We start from the raw sequence: 14,996 nt of genomic DNA, 5'->3' as shown, positions 1-14,996 counted from the left end.
TGTCGGCACGTGATGGCATAGCGGCCCATGGACACCCACCGACGCGTACTCATCGTGGCCTACGACGACGCGCAGATCCTCGACATCGCCTGCCCCAGCGGCGCGCTGGACATCGCCAACCGGTACGGCGCGACCCCGCCGTACGCCATCGAACTGGGCACCATCGGCCGGGGTGCCATCCGGACCTCGGCCGGGATCGTGGTCGGGGCCGGGCGCGGGCTGGAGGCGGTGACCGGGCGGCTGGACACCCTGATGGTCGTCGGCGGCGCCGGGTCCGACGCCGCCTCCGCCGATCGGCGGCTCCTGGCGCAGGTGCGGAGACTGGCCGGGCGCAGCCGCCGGATCGCGTCCGTCTGCACCGGTACGTACGTGCTCGCGGCGGCCGGGCTGCTGGACCACCGACGGGTGACCACCCACTGGGGGTACGGCGAACGGCTCGCCGCCCGCCACCCCGAGGTCGCCGTCGATGTGGGCCCGCTCTACATACGCGACGGCGACGTCTACACCTCGGCCGGTGTCACCAGCGCGTTGGACCTGACGCTCTCCCTGATCGAGGACGACCACGGGCCGACGCTCGCCCGCGCGGTGGCCCGAGAGCTCGTCTCCTACCTCCACCGGCCCGCCGACCAGGCCCAGATCAGCCTGTTCCTGGCCGCGCCGCCCCCGGGGGACCGGCTCGTCCGCGATCTGTCGGGCCATATCTCCGCCCATCTCGCGGGCGATCTGACACCGGGCGCGCTGGCGGCGCGGGCGGGGGTGAGCACCCGGCACTTGACCCGCCTCTTCGCCGCCCACCTCGGGACGACGCCCGCGCGGGCCGTCCGCGCGGCCCGCGCGGAGGCGGCGGCGCAGTTGGCGCGCTCCAGCGATCTGCCGCTCGCGGTCATCGCCCGCCGCTGCGGTTTCCGGTCGCCGGGGACGCTGCGGCAGGCGCTGCTGGACCACTATGGCGTCGGCGGGGACAGGATTCGCCGGATGCCGGACATGCCCCGGCCGCGCCCCGCTCCGGAGCAGCAGACTCCCGGTCATGACGACGACACGTAGAACACTCCTCCGGGGAACCGCCGCCACCGCTGTCACCGCTGTCACCGCTGCGGGGGCTTCCCCGGCCGGTGCCGTCGAATCCGGTACCCCTGCCACGCGCGCCGACTCCCCTCTTCCCCCCGGGCCCCGGATCGGCATCCTCTTGTACGACGGCTACAGCCTGCTGGATCCGACCGGGCCGGCCGAGGTGCTCTCCCGGCTGCCCGGCGCGGAGGTGGTGATGATCGCCGAGCGGCGCGGACCCGTCCGTACGGACACCGGGGACGTACGGGTGATGGCGGAGCGCTCCATCGGCGAGGTGGACCGGCTCGATGTGCTGCTCGTCCCCGGCGCGGGCAATCGCGGCACGGTCGCCGCGATGGGCAACCAGGCGTTGCTGACCTGGATCCGCGCTGTCCACCGCCACAGCCGGTGGACGACCTCGGTCTGCACCGGAAGCCTGATCCTCGCGGCGGCCGGGCTGCTGGACGGGCGGCGGGCGACGACCTACTGGGCCTCCGCGCCCTATCTGGAGTCCACGTTCGATGTGACGTACGTGCCGGAGCGGTACGTCAGGTCGGGGAAGATCATCACGGCCGCGGGGGTCTCGGCGGGGATCGATATGTCGCTGTATCTGGCGTCGCTGATCGCGGGGGAGACCACGGCGCGGGCGATCCAGTTGGCCGTCGAGTACGACCCCCGGCCGCCGTTCGACTCCGGTGACGCCGCGACGGCGGACCCCCGGCTGAAAACACTCGCTCTGCAACTGCTGGCCGACTCTCAGATCTGAGTGGTTCGCCCCTTTTTTGGTGGGGCGATTGTCGGACATCCTGTGGCGAAATTACCTGTTCGATTTCCGTGTTCGAGTGATTATGATCATGAATGATCCAAGCACGATCACGGAGGTGGCAGTACGTGAACAGCCCTCAACCGGCCCCATCCGAAGCCCTGGTGGCTCCTCTGGGAGTCGTCCACCCCGCCCCCGGCGCGGCCCTGCTCGTACCCTCGAAGAAGATCAAGGTCAACGGCACCACGTCCGAGGCGTACGTCCGTGAGAAGCCCGCCTTCCATAAGACCGTGATGCAGTCCCTGGCGTTCGACAACGTCAACAAGCGCATATTCATAGCCCAGGTGATCGAGCACGACCTCAAGCTCGACGAGCACGAGCCGGCGAAGGTGCCGTGGGCGCTGCGCGACAAGAACGGTGATCTGACGATCACCATGTGGCAGTGGAACGCCAACCTCGCCACCCCGGCCTACCAGTTCGGCGGCCGGATGTTCCTGCGGGGCTACGGGCACGGGGTGAGCATCGGCGTCGAGCCGGTCGGCACCGACTCGTACCTGTGGACCGAGGTCGACAACATCCCGTACCTCCTCGACGCGGCGACCGACCGGTGGAGCGGACGCGGGAAGAACATCTGCCGCTTCAAGTTCCGGGACACGGCGGCACCGCAGGGCAACGCCAGCGGTCACCTCCAGAAGCACACCCCGGTGCCGGGCAGCACCCACAACTCGGTGAACATCGACCCGGTGTACGGGCGGCTGATCCACCGCTTCAGCCTCGGCGGGGCGATGCGCTACCGCGTCCACGATCTGGATCTGGCCCGGATGGGCGTCTGGGACGCCTATCTGGCGGACGTCGAGGAACCGACGGTCAGCTTCCTGCCCAAGTACGGCACGCCCGCCTTCCAGGGGTACGCCTCGGTCGGCCGGTACCTCTACCTGCTGCACGGCAACGCCTACGGCCCGGCCGGAAGCACCTCCCCGCCGGAAGAGGGCAACACCCACATCACCTCGGTCAATCTGACCACCGGGGATGTCGACTACACCGCCCACACCCGGGCCGGCTTCACCTTGGAGCACCGGGAGCCGGAGGGGCTGGCCATCCAGGTCCCCGACATCACCCAGCCGGAGGTCTTCCGGGTGGCCATGGGCTTCGCGGGCGGTCCCGGCACCGGGCGGAACGTGTCGATCTACCACAAGCCCGAGCTGATCGCCGGTTGAGCCGGAACGTTTCTACGACTGTGTGCCAGAAAGCGATCATGGGGGTGGCAGTACATGAGTGACCTGTCGGAGACGAACGCAGCGATGCCCGCCGGCATCATCTACCCGGCGCCGGGCGCGGCCCGGCTCATCGCGACCAAGAAGATCAGGGTCGAGGGCACCACGGTGGACCCGCCGCTGGTCAAGTACAAGCCCGCGCACCACCAGACCGTGATGCAGTCCCTGGCGTTCGACAACCTCAACAAGGCGATCTTCATAGCCCAGTTGACCAACGGCGGCGCCGAGCGGGACAAGAACGGCGATCTGACCATCACTCGGTGGATATGGAACGACACCCTGCCGACACCGGGGTACGAGTACGACGGCTTCATGCTGCTGGCCGGCTTCGGGCACGGGGTGAGCATCGGCGTCGAGGTCGACGTGGACACCGCCGACACCTATCTCTGGACCGAGGTGGACAACATCCCCCACCTGGTCCCCGGCACCACCGACAAGTGGAGCGGGCGCGGCAAGAACATCTGCCGCTTCAAGTACGTCGACGCGCAGTCCCTGACCAACACCAGCCCGCAGCTCCAGAAGCACACCCCGGTGCCGGGCAGCACCCACAACACGGTGAACATCGACCCCGTGTACGGGCGACTGGTGCACCGCTTCAAGCTCGACGGGGAGATGCGCTACCGGGTGCACGACCTGGACAAGGCGCGCCAGGGCATCTGGAACGACTACGTGGCCGACATCCAGGAGCCGGACCCCTTCGTCGGCGTCCCGCGCCCGCCGTACCAGGGGTACGCGGTGGCCGGCAGCTATCTCTACATGCTGTTCGGGGCCTCCTACAGCGACACCAACCCGCCCGGCGGCGGGGGCAACGCCCACCTCGTGTCGGTGAACCTGAAGACCGGGGACATCGACACCAAGTTCCACACCAAGGCGGGGCACTCGCTGATCTTCCGGGAGCCGGAGGGGCTGTCCATCCGGATCCCGAACCCGGCGACGCCCGACGTGTTCGACCTGGGCATGGGCTTCGCCTGCGGCGAGCAGGGCGCCCGCACGGTGACGATCTACATCAAGAACAGCCTGGTCCAGGGCTGACCCACGCCGGTCCGCCCGGCCTCCCCGGCGGATCGGCGCCCGGCCCCTCCGGGAGGGCTCACTTCCCCTGATCCTCCTGGAGGGAGTCCAGCGCGGTGGACAGCCGCGCCAGCACCCTCGCCGTCTCCGCGAAGCCCTCCGGGCCGAGCGCATCGGTGAGCCGGGCGGCCAGCTCCGCGTGACCGGGGCCGATCCGTGCGATCGCGGATCGGCCCTCGTCCGTGGGGCGGAGGAGTTTGGCGCGGCGGTGCGCGGGGTTCGGTTCGTACGCCGCGAGTCCGCGCTCCACCAGCAGATCCGCGATCCGCTGCACGCTCTGCCGGGTGATCCCCATGTCCCGGGCGATCCCGGCGACGGGCAGCGGGGTGCGCAGTACCGCTCCGAGCACCTGCCACCAGGCCGCCGTCAGCCCGGCCGGCCTCGCCAACTCCTCGGCCAGTGCGAGGTACTGGCCGTTCAGCCGGAAGACCCCGAGCGCGGTGGCGCTCAACAGATCCTGCGCCACCCGGCCATCCGGGGTGGCGTTCCGGTTGTCGTCCCGATGGTCGTCCCGGGTCATGAGGCGTCGCCTTCGAGGATCGCGTAGGCGGCGAGGTCCGAGTCGTGGAACAGCCGGTACCAGGCGTCCAGCCGCTCACCCTCGTACACGCCGAGCCGGGCGAAGACCTCCCGCGCGAAGGCGACCGGCTCGGTGGGGCCCGCCGTGATCAGGTCGCCGTCGGTGACGGCGTCGGCGTCGCGGTAGTGGTCGCCGCCGGGGTACCCCGTGGCGGCGAGATAGAACGACACGGCGCTCGTGTGCTCCCGGTCGTCGAGCAGCCCCTCGCGGGCCAGTCCGGCCGTGGCGCCGCAGATGGCGGCGACGGGGGTCTTGGCGTCGAGGAAGGCGCGCGCGGTGGCGGCGAACGGGGCGAGAGCGTCACCGGTGTCCCAGGCGCTCGCGCCGGTGAGGATCAACAGGGCGCTGTCCTCGGGGTCCAGCTCGGCGAGCGCCAGATCCGGCTGGACGCGGAGGCCGCCCATGGTGGTGACGGGCTCGGTGGTGAGGCCGACGGTGCGGACGGTGTAGCCGTGCTGGGTGAGGTGGGCCGTGGTGTGGCCGGTCTCCCAGTCGGCGAAGGTGTCGTAGACGGCGAGGTGCACGGTACGGGCGGGGTCCACGGTGGAGCCGGTGGAGGTGGGGTTCGTGGTGGCGCTCATGGTGTTCTCCTCGGGTCTCCTTGTATGACAGAAGACTGTCATGATGACAGTCTTCTGTCAATTGCTCGTGGGGTACGGGGCCGGGCGCCGTGGCCGGGGCGCGGCTGGGGTACGGGCCCGGGGCGGCCCGGGCCCGGGGGGATGTCCGGGGCGGCGCGGGCCCGGGACACACGACAGATCGCCGTGAGAACGCGGCGGCGGGCAGACAACGTGGTGATGTCGGACCGCCTCCCCGCCTCCCTACGCTGAACCGCATGAACCACGATCGCCACACCGCCGACCCCCGGACCGGTGCCGCCGTCAAGGCCGCCGACCGCGCCCATGTCTTCCACTCCTGGTCCGCCCAGGGACTGATCGACCCGCTCGCCGTCGCCGGCGCCAATGGCTCGTACTTCTGGGACTACGACGGAAAGCGATATCTCGACTTCACCAGTGGTCTCGTCTTCACCAACATCGGCTATCAGCACCCGAAGGTCGTCGCCGCGATCCAGGAGCAGGCCGGGAAGCTCACGACCTTCGCGCCCGCCTTCGCCGTCGAGGCCCGCTCCGAGGCGGCCCGGCTGATCGCCGAGCGGACGCCGGGGGACCTGGACAAGATCTTCTTCACCAACGGCGGTGCCGAGGCGATCGAGCACGCGGTACGGATGGCCCGGCTGCACACCGGCCGCCCCAAGGTGCTCTCCGCGTACCGCTCGTACCACGGTGGCACCGCGACCGCGATCAATGTCACCGGCGACCCCCGCCGCTGGGCCTCCGACAACGGCACCTCCGGCGTCGTCCACTTCTGGGCCCCCTTCCTGTACCGCTCGCCCTTCTACGCCACCAACGAGACGGAGGAGGCCGAGCGCGCCCTGCGGCACCTGGCGGACACCATCGCCTTCGAGGGGCCGGGGACGATCGCGGCGATCGTGCTGGAGACCATCCCGGGCACGGCGGGGATCATGGTGCCGCCCCCGGGCTATCTCGCCGGCGTACGGGAGATCTGCGACCGGCACGGGATCGTCTTCGTGCTGGACGAGGTCATGACCGGCTTCGGACGGACCGGGAAGTGGTTCGCGGCCGAGCACTTCGACGTGGTGCCCGACCTGCTGACCTTCGCCAAGGGCGTCAACTCCGGATATGTGCCGCTGGGCGGGGTCGCGATCTCCGCTGAGATCGCGGCCACCTTCGAGAACCGGCCCTACCCGGGCGGGCTCACCTACTCCGGCCACCCCCTGGCCTGTGCGGCGGCCGTCGCCACCATCGGCGTGATGGCGGAGGAGAACGTCGTCGAGCAGGCCCACCGCATCGGCGCGACCGTCATCGGACCGGGACTGCGGGAGCTGGCCGAACGGCACCCGAGCGTCGGCGAGGTGCGCGGTACCGGCGCCTTCTGGGCGCTGGATCTGGTCCGCGACCGGGAGACCCGGGAGCCCCTCGTCCCCTACAACGCCACGGGCGAGGCCAATGCGCCGATGGCCGCCTTCGCCGCCGCCTGCAAGGCCGATGGGCTGTGGCCGTTCGTGAACATGAACCGCACCCATGTCGTACCCCCGTGCAATGTGAGCGAGGCGGAGGCGAAGGAGGGGCTGCTCGTACTCGACTCGGCCCTGTCGGTCGCGGACGCCCACATGGCCTGACGCCCACGCGGCCTGCTGCCTGCGCGGTCCGCTGCCTGCGCGGTCCGCGCCCGCGTGCCCGGTACTTGTGGGCCCGGCACCTCTGTTTTCCCGGTACCCGGGCGGGGGTACGGGGTGGGGCGCGGGCCGCCTGGCGCGGGGGCGCCCGCCCGGGGTGGTCGGCCCCGCGCCCGCCCCTGCCCCCCGGCGACCCTGCCCCCCCCGGCGACCCTGCCCCCCGGGGGCCACTGCCCTCTGGCCCCCGTACCCGCGCCCGCCCTCACGCCCCCGGCTCCACCTCCAGGAACCGCCGTCGCCGCGGCCCCCGGTACAACAGCGCCTCCCACCCCGCCGCCGCCAGCACCGTCACGCACTCGCGCAGCCGTACCTCCTCCTCCCGCGCCGCGCCGCTCCCGGCCGGCCCGAGCCACTCCACCCACACCACCCCCGCCCGGTCCGCCCCCCGTACGCGGTACCCGGTGGCGACCCGGCCGCCCTCCGCGTCCACCGCCGACGGCGGCACGCCCCCGGCCTCCAGCGCGAGCGCCACCGCCCTTACCGGCCGCAGCCGTTCCCACGTCGCCGGCGCGGTGCCCGTGAGCCGCCGTATCTGGCTCAGCCCGTCGAACGCCGTACGCACCTGCGCAGCCCGGTCATCGGCCCCCGCTGGTTGGCTGTCGGGCGGCCCGTCGCCCGTGGCCACGTCGAAGACGCCCCCCGCACCGCCGTCGCCGGCCGTATGTTTGGCCCTGTCACCGGGCCCTTCACCGACTCCGTCGCCCATCTCCACCTCACCTGGTCTGTACCGACTGGCCTATCGTGTCCGGGACCCCTGGCGAAGGAGAACTCATCGATGCCCGGCCCCGGCCCGCGCGGTGCGAGTACCACTGTCACGCGCAGCACTCTGCGACAGCAGATCGCGGACGCGCTGCGTGACGAGGTGCTGGCCGGGCGGTTGCTGCCCGGACAGGAGTTCACCGTCAAGCAGATCGCCGAGCAGTACGGGGTCTCCGCGACGCCCGTGCGCGAGGCGCTCGTCGACCTCGCCGCCCAAGGGCTGCTCGACTCCGACCAGCACCGCGGCTTCCGGGTCCACCGGTTCTCGGTCGCCGACTACCGGGGCATGGTCGAGGCGCGCTCGCTCGTCATCGACGGCGTCATCAGGCACGCGGAACGCGTCGGCCGCACCTCGGTGCGGGCCAAGGCCGTCGCGCCGGTGCGCCGCCGTGCGGAGGAGGCGGCCCGGGCGGCCCGCTGCGGGGATCTGGACATCCACATCAACTACGACCTCCGCTTCTGGCATGAACTCGGCACCATCGTCGCCAATTCCTATATTTCCCGCTTTCTGCACCAAATGCGCGTTCAGAGTTGGGTCTTCGCCGTCCCGCATCTGCGCTCCGATCCGAATCGGCGGGAGTGGCTGTGGGGCGGACACGAGCAACTGATCGACGCGGCGGTCCTCGGGGACATGGCGGCGGCCCGCGCGGTGATCTGCGCGTCCAACGAACACGCGTTGCTCTGGGCGGATCGGCTGGAGCGGTGAGCGTGGACCTGAGTGTCGTCGTCCCCGCCTACAACGAGGAGACCCGGCTGCGGCCGACCCTGGAGGCGATCCGCGCCTATCTGTCGAAGGAGCCGGAGCGCTGGGGCGATTGGGAACTCATCGTGGTGGACGACGGTTCCACCGACGCCACCGCCGAGATCGCCCGGGAGCTGGCGGCCGAGGAGCCGCGTATCCACCTGGTGGTGGCCGGTGACGGAGCGAACCGGGGCAAGGGGGACGCGCTGCGACGGGGCGTCCTCGCCTCGTACGGGCATCGGGTCCTGGTCACCGACGCGGACCTGGCCACCCCCATCGAGGAGCTGGACCGGCTCGACCAGCAGCTCGCGACGGACCACGCGACGGCCGCGATCGGCTCGCGCGCCCATCCCGACTCCCGTATCGAAGTGCACCAGTGGCGGGTACGCGAATGGCTCGGCCGGCTGGGCAACGGACTCATACGCACGGTCGCGGTCCCCGGAATACACGACACCCAGTGCGGATTCAAACTCTTCGACGGCGAGCGGGCACGGGCCGCGTTCGCCGATTCACGGCTCGACGGATGGGGTATCGATGTCGAGATCCTGCGCTTCTTCCGCCGTGCGGGCTGGCCGGTGACGGAGGTCCCGGTGCGCTGGTCGCACCAGGAGGGTTCGAAGGTCAGGCCATTGGATTACGGCAGGGTGCTGCTGGAAATAGCCCGGTTGCGCGCCCGGTCGATACGCAGGACCGATGTCCTCATAGCCACCCTCTTCCTGCTCTGTTCCTTCCTTCTCTACCGGGACCTGTGGGCGGATCTCGACCGCGGATATCTCGCGGACGCGGGACAGGACCAGAACCAGTGGGAATGGTTCTTCCGGGTCACCGCCGACAATGTGACCGCGCTGCGGAATCCCCTCTTCACCACCCTCCAGAACTTCCCCGACGGCGTGAACCTGATGGCGAACACCGTGATGCTCGGGCTCTCGGTGCCACTCACCCCGGTCACCCTGCTGCTCGGCCCGACCGTCACCTGGGCCCTGGTCCTCACCGTCGGCCTCGCCGCGACCGCCGTCTCCTGGTACTGGCTGATCGCCCGCCGACTGGTCGCCAACCGCTGGGCGGCGGCCGTCGGCGCGGCCGTCGCGGCCTTCGCGCCGCCGATGATCTCGCACGGGAACGCCCACCCCAATTTCCTCGTGCTCTTTATGATCCCGGTGATCATCGACCGGGCGCTGCGGCTCTGTGAGGGCCGCGCCGTCGTACGGGACGGAGTGCTGCTCGGCCTCTTCGCGACGTATCAGATCTTCCTCGGCGAGGAGCCGCTGCTGCTGGCGGCGATGGGAATGCTGCTGTTCGCGCTCGCGTACGCGGTCGTGCGCCGCGATATCGCCCGGCAGGCGTGGCGCCCGCTGACGCGCGGAATCCTCATCGGGCTCGCGGTCTGTCTGCCGCTCGTCGCCTTTCCACTCGGCTGGCAATTCTTCGGCCCGCAGAGCTACGCCAGCGTGATGCACGGCTCCAATACGGGAAACAGCCCGCTCGCCTTCGTGGAATTCGCCGGGCGCTCGCTGTGGGGCTCGGACGAGATCGCCGACCCCCTGGCCATGAACCGCACCGAACAGAACGCCTTCTTCGGCTGGCCGCTGATCACACTGGCCGCGGTCATCGTCGTCGTGCTGTGGCGTTCCGCTCTGGTGAAGGCGCTGGCATTCACGGCGCTGGTGGCGGCCCTCCTCTCGCTGGGCGTGAAGTTCCGCATCCCGTACACGGACATCACGCTCACCGGCCCCTGGCGGGCCCTCGCCCACCAGCCCCTCCTCGAATCGGTGATCGAGTCCCGGGTGGCGATGATCTGCGCGCCGGTGCTGGGCATCCTGCTGGCGCTGACCGTGGACCGGCTGGTGGTCACCCGGGCACGGGCGTTCCGCGCGGTGGGCCTGGCGGCGGTCGCCGCGGCGCTGCTGCCGGTGGTCCCCACCCCGTATCCGGTACGGGAACGGGCCGAGCCCCCGTCGTTCATCACGGCGGGCCTGTACCGCTCGTACATCACCGAGCGCGAGTCGGTGGTGACGTTCCCGCTGCCCGGCCCGGGCGATGCGGACCCGCTGTACTGGCAGTCATCGACGGACGAGCACTTCTCGCTGGCCGGAGGCTATTTCAACGGCCCCTGGGGCCCGGACCGGATCGGCATCTACGGCTCGGTCCCGCGGCACACGTCCAACCTCCTCGGCCGGGTCCGCGACTCGGGCCGGGTGCCCGAGATCGGCCCCCGGTGGCGGGAACAGGCGCGGCTGGACCTGGCGTCCTGGCGCGCGGGTGTGGTGGTGCTGGAGCCGGGGTACAACGCGGAGGCGCTGTACCGGACGCTGGAGAAACTTCTCGGGAAGTCCGGGGAGCGGGTCGGCGGAGTGTGGGTCTGGGACGTGGGGGCACCCGGTGGTGAGTGACGGCCGTTTCCCTGAACCCTTCGCGGGACCCTTTCCGGGACCTTCCCCGGGGCCTTCCCCGAGACCTTTCCCGGGGCCTTACGCCGCACCGCTCTTCGCCGAGCGTGTCCGGGGGCACTACGCTGTCCCGACCGTCGTACAACCGTCAGGCAATTCGTCGCACCAGTCGCACAACGCGCGCCCCCGGTGGGCCTGTTCGGCCGGGCCGGTCCATCCGCCCCGCCTGTTCCACCCGCCCCACCCCGTACGCGCCGTCCCGCTCCCGTCCGTGACCTGCGCCGTCCCGTCTCCGTACTTCGCGCCCGCCGTGCCCGACCTCGTTGGAGAGCGAGCTTCTCTTGGCCTGTGACCTGTGGCTGGTCCCCCTCGTCGACGTGCTGTGCCACAGCCCCGACAACCCCTTCGCGGAAGAACTGGCGTCGTACGACAAGGCCCTGACCGACGCCGGACTGCCCACGGTGCCCGTCTTCGCCTATATGCCGGGACTGTCGGGTGACGTCGCCCCGGTGGCCGGGTTCGACTACGACGCCCTGCACTTCCTGCGCCGGGCCTATCTGCTCCAGCTCTGTGGACTCGCCGTGACACCCGTGGACGAACTCGGCGGCGACTACGAACAGTTGCTGGAGATGTTCGAGTCGACGGCCCAGCGGTCGCATCTGGTCTGGCACTACGACCACGCGGGCGCCTATGTGCCCGTCGACTTCACCGGCCCGCTCTCCAATGACGAACTCCTCGCCGGCGGCGGCCCGCTGGGCTCCACCCAGGGTCTGCTGAGGGAGCTGGAGTACGTCGCGCCGTCGATCGGCATCGACCCGGCGAACCCCCCGAAGGCCCCGCGTCCCCCGGAGCGGCCGACCTCCCTGGAGGAGCCCGCGGGCCCGATCCCGTACGACGACAGCCCCTTCGCCCGCGAGCGCCATGTCTGGCTGGGCCTCCACGCGGCGGCGACCCGCAGCCTGGGCCAAGGCTCCATGATCATCTTTAGCTGACCCGTGACCCGTGACCCGTGACCCGTGACCCGTGACCCGTGACCCGTGACCCGTGGCCTTGGCTCGTGCCGGTGGCCGGTGGCCTTGGCTCGCGCCGGTGGCTGGTGGCCGGTGACAGGTGCCCCCGCGACCGGCGCGGTGGTTCAGCGCGGAGATTCGGGGGGCCGCTGCCTCGGCATGTTCGGCCGGGCCCCCGGGGGTAGCTGCGCCCGCCCGTTCGGCGACGGCTGCTCCACGCCACGGCCCCCGGCCGGCAGCGGCGACGACTGGAGGACCAGCGGCGCCGGCGCCCCCGCGAACTCCCGCATCCAGTCCGCCGTCTCCGACCGCACCAGCTCCGTCACGTCCTCCGAGAACCGCCGCAGCACCCCGAGGCACCGCTCGGCCGCCTCGCTCGCCGTCCCCTCCGTGGGGCCCAGCACCTCTCGTACGCTCTCCGACGCCCAGTCGAACTGGAGCACCTGCAACCGCCGCTGCACCGCCTGCGCGGTCGCCACGTTCCGCATCCAGCCGGACGTCACGCCGAAGTACCGGTCGCTCGCCAGACAGGCGGCCCCCAGCAGCAGGGAGACGTATCCCCAGCCCGCGGCCCCCGGCAGCGCCTCCGTCAGGTCGAGCAGCGGGAGGGCGGCCCCGGCGACGAACCCCAGTGCCGCGCCGAGCCGCAGTATCCGGCCCGTACGGCGCTTCCAGACCCGGTCCGCGAGATACCACTCCGTCGTCCGCAGCGCGCCCGTCTCGACCCAGCGGTACAGCTCGTCGAGGCGTTCCGCGGGCTCACCCCAGTCGCCGAGGGGGAACGGCCTCCCGGCCAGATCGCCGCGCGGCACCTCGCCGCGTTCCTCCCGGGCAGGCCCCTCGGGCCGCATCTCCGGCTGGCTCACCGGGGCACTCCTCGTCCGTGTTCGGGTCCGCAGATGGTGACTCTGTGTGACTGTCGTGGGTGGTCGAAGGTGGTTGGTGGCCGGGCGCTGCGCAGGTGTGTCGCGGGCTTTACGCCTCCCACGTCCTTCATACCGCCGAATGGTGGGCTGTGCGCGGGAAATCCCGGTATTTCCACGCACAGGCAGGCCGTGATCAGGTGGAGGACCCGCAGGATACTCACTCGAAAGAGTTGTCGCCGCGGAGTTCGGCGAGCCGCACGGTGACCACGTAGGCTCGGCATTCCGAACAACCGACGTCGATGTGCCAGGAGTGACCTTGATTCCCGGTGGTGGCCAGCCCAATATGCAGCAGCTGCTTCAGCAGGCCCAGAAGATGCAACAGGACCTCGCCGTGGCCCAGGAGGAACTGGCCAGGACCGAGGTCGAGGGTCAGGCGGGCGGCGGCCTGGTGAAGGCCACTGTGAACGGCTCCGGTGAGCTGCGCGGTCTGGTCATCGACCCCAAGGCCGTCGACCCTGAGGACACCGAGACGCTCGCCGATCTCGTCGTGGCCGCCGTCCAGGCCGCCAACGACAACGCCCAGCAGCTCCAGCAGCAGAAGCTCGGGCCGCTCGCCCAGGGTCTGGGCGGGATGCCGGGCCTGCCCTTCTGAGGCGCGGCGCCGCCCTTCTGCGAAGGCGCGGGTCCCCTCGGGCCCGGCCCTTCTAAGGAGGCGGCGCAGGAACTACCGTACGAGCCGTAAGGGCCGTACGAGCAGACGAGAGGCAGTCCGTTGTACGAAGGCGTGATCCAGGACCTCATCGACGAACTGGGCAGGCTGCCCGGCGTCGGTCCCAAGAGCGCGCAGCGGATCGCCTTTCACATCCTCCAGTCCGAGCCGACCGATGTCCGCCGCCTCGCCCATGCGCTGCTGGAGGTGAAGGACAAGGTCCGCTTCTGCGCGGTCTGCGGCAATGTCGCCCAGCAGGAGCAGTGCAACATCTGCCGCGACCCGCGCCGGGACCCCGCCGTCATCTGTGTGGTGGAGGAGTCGAAGGACGTGGTCGCGGTCGAGCGGACCCGGGAGTTCCGGGGCCGCTATCACGTGCTCGGCGGCGCGATCAGCCCCATCGACGGCGTCGGCCCCGACGACCTGCGGATTCGTGAGCTGCTGGCCCGTCTCGCGGACGGCACCGTCACGGAGCTGATCCTGGCCACGGACCCCAATCTTGAGGGCGAGGCCACGGCCACGTACCTGGCACGCATGATCAAGCCGATGGGCCTGAAGGTCACTCGGCTGGCCAGCGGTCTGCCCGTGGGGGGAGACTTGGAATACGCCGACGAGGTCACGCTCGGGCGTGCCTTCGAGGGGAGACGACTACTCGATGTCTGACGCCATGCTGCACGTGACGAGCCAGGACCCGGCAGATTTCGCGGTCCAGATCGCCGACTCGATCGAATCCTTCATCGTCGCGACCACGGAGGTCGCGAAGGGTGACGAGCCGGACAGCGCCGTACCCTTCCTGCTGCTGGAAGTCTCTCAACTACTGCTGACCGGCGGGCGGTTGGGTGCGCACGAGGACATCCTTCCGGACGAGCGGTACGAGGCGGACACCGGTCCGGAGCCGGACGTGGACGACCTGCGGGAACGGTTCGCCGTGCTGCTCGACCCGGTGGACGTGTTCTCCGAGGTCTTCGACCCGTACGAGCCCCGGAAGGCGCCGGTCGCGCACCGTATCTCCGACAATCTCGCCGATATCGTCACCGATCTGCGCCATGGCCTCGCGCACTACCGCGAGGGGCGTACGACGGAGGCGCTGTGGTGGTGGCAGTTCTCGTACTTCTCCAACTGGGGGCCGACGGCCTCCGCCACCCTGCGCGCCCTACAGTCGCTGGTCTCTCACGTCCGTCTCGGTCAGCCGCTCCAGGAGCTGGACGGGCTGGACACGGACGAGGATCTGGCCGACGAGGCGTTGGCCGAGGAGGCCGGCAGGGTCATGGTCGAGGAGATCGCCGAGCCGCTGGGGCTCCGTACCTCCTGACGTCCGTTCGCCCTGACGTCCGTAGGTCCTGACATCTGTAGGTCCTGCCGTCCTGCCGTCCTGACCTCCTGGCGGTCTGATTCCGTCCGGCTCAGCCCGGTCCTGTCCAGTCCTGTCGTGGTCCTGTCCGGTGTTCGCACGAACCCCTGCCGGGGGTGCTCCCCGCCGGCAGGGGGTGCTGTGAGTCGCCCCACACCTCGCGTACGGCGGCCGTACCCC

General features: G+C 70.6%; 15 protein-coding genes. 11 read left to right on the top strand and 4 right to left on the bottom strand.

Annotation, left to right across the window (positions count from 1 at the left end; genetic code table 11):
* The first annotated feature begins 27 nt into the window (after positions 1 to 27).
* The 4 genes from ACH4S7_RS11490 to ACH4S7_RS11475 all read left to right on the top strand — a co-directional run bounded on the left by ACH4S7_RS11490 (position 28) and on the right by ACH4S7_RS11475 (position 4,116).
* Positions 28 to 1,044, top strand: a complete 1,017-nt coding sequence (locus ACH4S7_RS11490; protein WP_398520918.1) for a GlxA family transcriptional regulator — start codon at positions 28 to 30, stop codon at positions 1,042 to 1,044.
* Positions 1,028 to 1,813: a DJ-1/PfpI family protein gene (locus tag ACH4S7_RS11485; protein ID WP_398520917.1), complete on the top strand. Its 786-nt coding sequence runs from the start codon at positions 1,028 to 1,030 to the stop codon at positions 1,811 to 1,813. The genes ACH4S7_RS11490 and ACH4S7_RS11485 overlap by 17 nt, the downstream gene beginning before the upstream one ends.
* A gap of 125 nt (positions 1,814 to 1,938) precedes the next feature.
* The gene (locus tag ACH4S7_RS11480) at positions 1,939 to 3,027 is read left to right on the top strand and encodes a teichoic acid biosynthesis protein C (protein WP_398520916.1); all 1,089 of its coding nucleotides are present in this window, start codon (positions 1,939 to 1,941) and stop codon (positions 3,025 to 3,027) included.
* 54 nt (positions 3,028 to 3,081) lie between these two features.
* Positions 3,082 to 4,116: a teichoic acid biosynthesis protein C gene (locus tag ACH4S7_RS11475; protein WP_398520915.1), complete on the top strand. Its 1,035-nt coding sequence runs from the start codon at positions 3,082 to 3,084 to the stop codon at positions 4,114 to 4,116.
* A gap of 58 nt (positions 4,117 to 4,174) precedes the next feature.
* On the opposite strand, the gene ACH4S7_RS11470 is transcribed toward ACH4S7_RS11475, so the two are convergent.
* Positions 4,175 to 4,675, bottom strand: a complete 501-nt coding sequence (locus ACH4S7_RS11470; RefSeq protein WP_398520914.1) for a MarR family winged helix-turn-helix transcriptional regulator — start codon at positions 4,673 to 4,675, stop codon at positions 4,175 to 4,177.
* Positions 4,672 to 5,316 (bottom strand): type 1 glutamine amidotransferase family protein, encoded by a 645-nt coding sequence (locus tag ACH4S7_RS11465; RefSeq protein ID WP_398520913.1) that lies wholly within the window; start codon positions 5,314 to 5,316, stop codon positions 4,672 to 4,674. The genes ACH4S7_RS11470 and ACH4S7_RS11465 overlap by 4 nt, the downstream gene beginning before the upstream one ends.
* Before the next feature lie 254 nt (positions 5,317 to 5,570).
* On the opposite strand from ACH4S7_RS11465, the gene ACH4S7_RS11460 reads away from it, so the two are divergent.
* The gene (locus ACH4S7_RS11460) at positions 5,571 to 6,935 is read left to right on the top strand and encodes an aspartate aminotransferase family protein (protein ID WP_398520912.1); all 1,365 of its coding nucleotides are present in this window, start codon (positions 5,571 to 5,573) and stop codon (positions 6,933 to 6,935) included.
* Positions 6,936 to 7,194: 259 nt separating this feature from the next.
* On the opposite strand, the gene ACH4S7_RS11455 is transcribed toward ACH4S7_RS11460, so the two are convergent.
* Positions 7,195 to 7,698 (bottom strand): hypothetical protein, encoded by a 504-nt coding sequence (locus ACH4S7_RS11455; protein ID WP_398520911.1) that lies wholly within the window; start codon positions 7,696 to 7,698, stop codon positions 7,195 to 7,197.
* 69 nt (positions 7,699 to 7,767) lie between these two features.
* On the opposite strand from ACH4S7_RS11455, the gene ACH4S7_RS11450 reads away from it, so the two are divergent.
* The 3 genes from ACH4S7_RS11450 (at position 7,768) to ACH4S7_RS11440 (ending at position 11,872) form a co-directional block, all read left to right on the top strand.
* Positions 7,768 to 8,457, top strand: a complete 690-nt coding sequence (locus ACH4S7_RS11450) for a GntR family transcriptional regulator (protein ID WP_398520910.1) — start codon at positions 7,768 to 7,770, stop codon at positions 8,455 to 8,457.
* Positions 8,454 to 10,883 (top strand): dolichyl-phosphate beta-glucosyltransferase, encoded by a 2,430-nt coding sequence (locus ACH4S7_RS11445; protein ID WP_398520909.1) that lies wholly within the window; start codon positions 8,454 to 8,456, stop codon positions 10,881 to 10,883. Before ACH4S7_RS11450 ends, ACH4S7_RS11445 begins: the two co-directional genes overlap by 4 nt.
* A gap of 338 nt (positions 10,884 to 11,221) precedes the next feature.
* Positions 11,222 to 11,872: a hypothetical protein gene (locus tag ACH4S7_RS11440; protein ID WP_398520908.1), complete on the top strand. Its 651-nt coding sequence runs from the start codon at positions 11,222 to 11,224 to the stop codon at positions 11,870 to 11,872.
* 143 nt (positions 11,873 to 12,015) lie between these two features.
* On the opposite strand, the gene ACH4S7_RS11435 is transcribed toward ACH4S7_RS11440, so the two are convergent.
* Positions 12,016 to 12,756: an SLATT domain-containing protein gene (locus tag ACH4S7_RS11435; protein WP_398520907.1), complete on the bottom strand. Its 741-nt coding sequence runs from the start codon at positions 12,754 to 12,756 to the stop codon at positions 12,016 to 12,018.
* 316 nt (positions 12,757 to 13,072) lie between these two features.
* On the opposite strand from ACH4S7_RS11435, the gene ACH4S7_RS11430 reads away from it, so the two are divergent.
* From ACH4S7_RS11430 to ACH4S7_RS11420, 3 genes are all read left to right on the top strand, one after another.
* Positions 13,073 to 13,408 (top strand): YbaB/EbfC family nucleoid-associated protein, encoded by a 336-nt coding sequence (locus ACH4S7_RS11430; RefSeq protein WP_398521355.1) that lies wholly within the window; start codon positions 13,073 to 13,075, stop codon positions 13,406 to 13,408.
* 120 nt (positions 13,409 to 13,528) lie between these two features.
* Entirely contained in the window at positions 13,529 to 14,128 is a 600-nt protein-coding gene (gene recR / locus ACH4S7_RS11425; protein ID WP_398520906.1) for a recombination mediator RecR, read from the top strand.
* A complete protein-coding gene (locus ACH4S7_RS11420) occupies positions 14,121 to 14,777 on the top strand; it encodes a DUF5063 domain-containing protein (protein WP_398520905.1) in 657 nt (218 codons plus the stop codon). Before recR ends, ACH4S7_RS11420 begins: the two co-directional genes overlap by 8 nt.
* Positions 14,778 to 14,996: the final 219 nt, after the last annotated feature.

Source organism: Streptomyces sp. NPDC020965, assembly GCF_044333555.1.
Lineage (GTDB): Bacteria > Actinomycetota > Actinomycetes > Streptomycetales > Streptomycetaceae > Streptomyces.
Note: the sequence above shows the minus strand (reverse complement) of the source record. Positions and strands in the feature narration are given on the sequence as shown.